Annotated in this window: 2 protein-coding genes and 2 pseudogenes; all 4 read left to right on the forward strand. The window is 72.3% G+C overall.

From position 1 onward, the window contains the following. Positions 1 to 288, forward strand: a pseudogene (locus HMPREF3105_RS13470) (RNA-binding protein); the annotation flags it as partial. Beyond that, on the forward strand, positions 285 to 1,076 hold the full coding sequence (locus HMPREF3105_RS04340) for an acylneuraminate cytidylyltransferase family protein (protein ID WP_070708846.1): 792 nt from the start codon (positions 285 to 287) through the stop codon (positions 1,074 to 1,076). The pseudogene HMPREF3105_RS13470 and the gene HMPREF3105_RS04340, both read left to right, overlap by 4 nt. Next, entirely contained in the window at positions 1,073 to 3,316 is a 2,244-nt protein-coding gene (locus tag HMPREF3105_RS04345) for an N-acetylneuraminate synthase family protein (RefSeq protein ID WP_070708847.1), read from the forward strand. Before HMPREF3105_RS04340 ends, HMPREF3105_RS04345 begins: the two co-directional genes overlap by 4 nt. Continuing rightward, positions 3,316 to 3,482: pseudogene (locus HMPREF3105_RS13475) on the forward strand (glycosyltransferase family 1 protein); the annotation flags it as partial. The gene HMPREF3105_RS04345 and the pseudogene HMPREF3105_RS13475, both read left to right, overlap by 1 nt.

The following is a 3,482-nucleotide window of genomic DNA, read 5'->3' on the forward strand; positions in this document are numbered from 1 at the left end:
TGGCGCAGGGCCGGTGTGCGGATCGACGACGCCGGGGCGCCCCTCGTCGCCACGCGCGGGCCCGTGGCCGCCGTCTTCTCCACCGGGATCCTCGAGGCCGCGCAGGCCGGCAGACCCGCGTGGGCCGTCCACCCGGACCCGCCCGCCTGGTTGGAGGGGTTCTGGCGGCGCTACGGCATGACCCGGTGGCGGCCCGGCCGCACCCCGGAGCCCACCCCGCCCCTGGCCTCGCCGACCGCGGACCCCGCGGCCGCGATCGCCGAGCACGTCTGGAAGGAGTCCGCGTGAGCATCCTGTGCGTCATCCCCGTGCGCGGCGGGTCCCGGGGGCTGCCCGGCAAGAACATCCGCCTCCTCGGCGGTCACCCGCTCGTGGCCTGGACCATCCAGGCCGCCCTCGAAGCGGAGGAGGACCTGCACGTGGTGGTCTCCACGGACTCGGCCGAGATCGCCGAGGTCGCCCTCCGCTACGGCGCGGACGTGCCGGGCCTGCGCCCGGCCCACCTGGCGCAGGACTCGACCCCCACCGAGCCCGTGATCGAGCACGTGCTCGCGGCCGAGCGCGCGGCCGGCGTCGAACCCGAGGGCGTGATGCTCCTCCAGGCCACCAGCCCGCTGCGCCTGCCCGGCACCCTGGACCGCGCCGTGCGGCAGTTCCGGGACACGGGGGTGGACTCGCTGGTCGGCGTCGTCCCGGTGTCCCCGTTCCTGTGGCGCCATCCCGAGGATCCCGACGGGGAGCCGATCCCGGACTTCAACGTCACGGCGCGCAAGCGCCGGCAGGACATGACGCGCTCCGACCTGCGGTTCCGCGAGAACGGCTCGCTGTATGTGACGCGCCCCTGGGTCTACGACCGGCTGCACAACCGGCTCGGTGGCCGGATCGGCCTGCTGGAGCTCGACGACCTCGAGGGCGTGGACATCGACACCGAGCTGGACTTCGCCCTCGCCGAGCAGCAGATGGACCAGTACCTGGCGGTCCACAAGGTGCTCCGGCACCGCCCCGACCTCGGTGCCCCGCACACCGCCGAGACCCCCACCACCGGCCCGAACCGCACCCCCGGAGGCGCGCAGTGATCATCGAACGCAGGCTCACCCCCTACCTCGTCTTCCCCGAGGACTCGCTCCTGGTCGCCCTGCAGAAGATGACCGACAACCGCGAGCGCACCGTGTTCGTGGTGGACTCCCACGGCTTCCTCGTCGGCTCCCTGACGGACGGGGACGTGCGCCGCTGGCTCGTGGAGCATCCGGAGGCGTCGCTGGACGTGGCCGCGGCCGACGTCGCCCATCGCGACCCGGTGACGGCGTCCCTGGGTGCCTCCCCGGCCGAGATGCGCGAGGCCCTGCCCGCCGGGGCGATGCACCTGCCGCTGCTGGACGAGCGCGGCCGCCTGACGGCCCTGGCGATCAACCGGGAGGCGGAGCTGCGGATCGGCGGGCACCGGATCGGGGAGGGCCACCCGGCGTTCCTGATCGCGGAGATCGGCAACAACCACCAGGGCGATGTGGACCTGGCCCGCCGTCTCGTGGACCTGGCCGTCGAGGCGGGCGCGGACGCCGTGAAGTTCCAGCTGCGGGACATGGACGCCCTGTACCGGCAGTCCGGCGCGGCCACCGCCGGCGAGGACCTGGGGGCCCAGCGCACCCTGGACGAGCTGGCCAAGTTCTCGCTCTCCGCCGCCGACATGGTGCGGGTGTTCGACCACGTCCGGGACGCCGGCGTCGCCCTGATGTGCACCCCGTGGGACGCCCCGTCCATGCGGGTGCTGCGCGAGTACCCGGTGGACGGCGTGAAGATCGCCTCCGCGGATCTGACGAACCACGGTCTGCTGCGGGATGCGGCCGCCTCCGGCCTGCCGATGGTGCTCTCCACCGGCATGTCCCGGGAGGAGGAGATCCGCGAGGCGGCGGCCCTCGTGCGCTCCTTCGGCGTCCCCTTCGCGATGCTGCACGCCCAGTCGACGTACCCCGCCCCCTACAAGGACGTGAATCTGGCCTACCTGGACCGGCTCGCGGAGATCGCGCAGACGCCGGTGGGCTACTCGGGCCACGAGCGCGGCTTCCACGTGGCGCTGGCCGCAGTCGCCCGGGGCGCCGCGATCATCGAGAAGCACTTCACCGTGGACCGGGGGCTCGAGGGCAACGACCACAAGGTCTCCCTGCTGCCGGAGGAGTTCGCGCAGATGGTGCGGCAGACCCGGGACATCGAGGAGTCGATCGGCGTCGGGACCGAGCGCGTGGTCTCCACGGGCGAGGCGATGAACCGCATCAACCTGGCCAAGTCCCTGGTGGCGGCCCGTCCGCTGCGGGCCGGCGTCACGATCACCGCCGACGACGTGACCGTGAAGTCCCCGGGCCGTGGCCTGCAGCCCAACGAGCTGCCGCGCCTGGTCGGCCGCACGCTGCACCGCGAGATGGCCGAGGGCGACTTCTTCTTCGCCGGGGACCTCACGGACACGGTGCCCACCGGGCGCCAGTTCCAGTTCCGGCGCCCCTGGGGCCTGCCGGTGCGCTACCACGACGTCGAGGCGCTGACGAAGGACTGCACCCCGGACTTCCTGGAGTTCCACTTCTCCTACAAGGACCTCGAGATCGACATCGACTCGGTGTTCACCGAGCCCATGCCGATGGGCTTCACCACCCACCTGCCGGACATCTTCTCCGGTGACTTCCTCGTGGACCTGGCCAGCAACGACGACGCCGTGTGGGAGCGCTCGATCGCCGAGGTGCAGCGCACGATCGACATCACCCGGGACCTGAAGCGCTGGTTCCCGAACGAGGAGGAGCCCATCATGGTCATCACCATGGGCGGGTTCACCCTGGACCGGCACATCCGCCCGGAGGAGCGGCTGCCGAAGTACGAGCGCATCGCCGAGGCCGTGCAGCGCCTGGACACCTCCGGCATCCGGATCGCCGCGCAGACGCTGCCGCCGTTCCCGTGGCTGATGGGCGGTCAGCAGTACCACAACCTCTTCATGGACCCGGACGACACCGTGGCATTCGTGGAGGCCACGGGGGTGCCCCTGTGCCTGGACATCTCCCACTCCAAGCTCTCGGCCACGTTCCTGGGGATCCCCTTCTCGGAGATGGTGGAGAAGCTGGCCCCGCACACCATCCACCTGCACCTCGTGGACGCCACCGGTGTGGACGGGGAGGGACCGCAGATCGGCGAGGGCGACGTCGACTGGCCCGTGCTGTGCGAGCAGCTGGACCGCCTGGCCCCCGGGGTGAGCTTCATCCCGGAGATCTGGCAGGGTCACATCAACAACGGCGAGGGCTTCTGGACGGCCCTGGACCGCCTGGAGCAGTGGCTGTGATCCCCGAGGCCGCGACGACCACCCCGGCCCCGCTGACGCTCTGGGTGGTGCCCGTCGCCGACCTCGGCGGCGTGGCCCGGCACGTCCTCGACGTCGCGCGCGTGGGCCTGCCCGGTCTGCGTCTGGCGGTGCTCTGCCCCGAGGGGCCGCTCGCCGAGCGCCTGCG

Origin of the sequence: Micrococcus sp. HMSC31B01 (assembly GCF_001816085.1) — a bacterium.
GTDB lineage: Bacteria > Actinomycetota > Actinomycetes > Actinomycetales > Micrococcaceae > Micrococcus > Micrococcus luteus.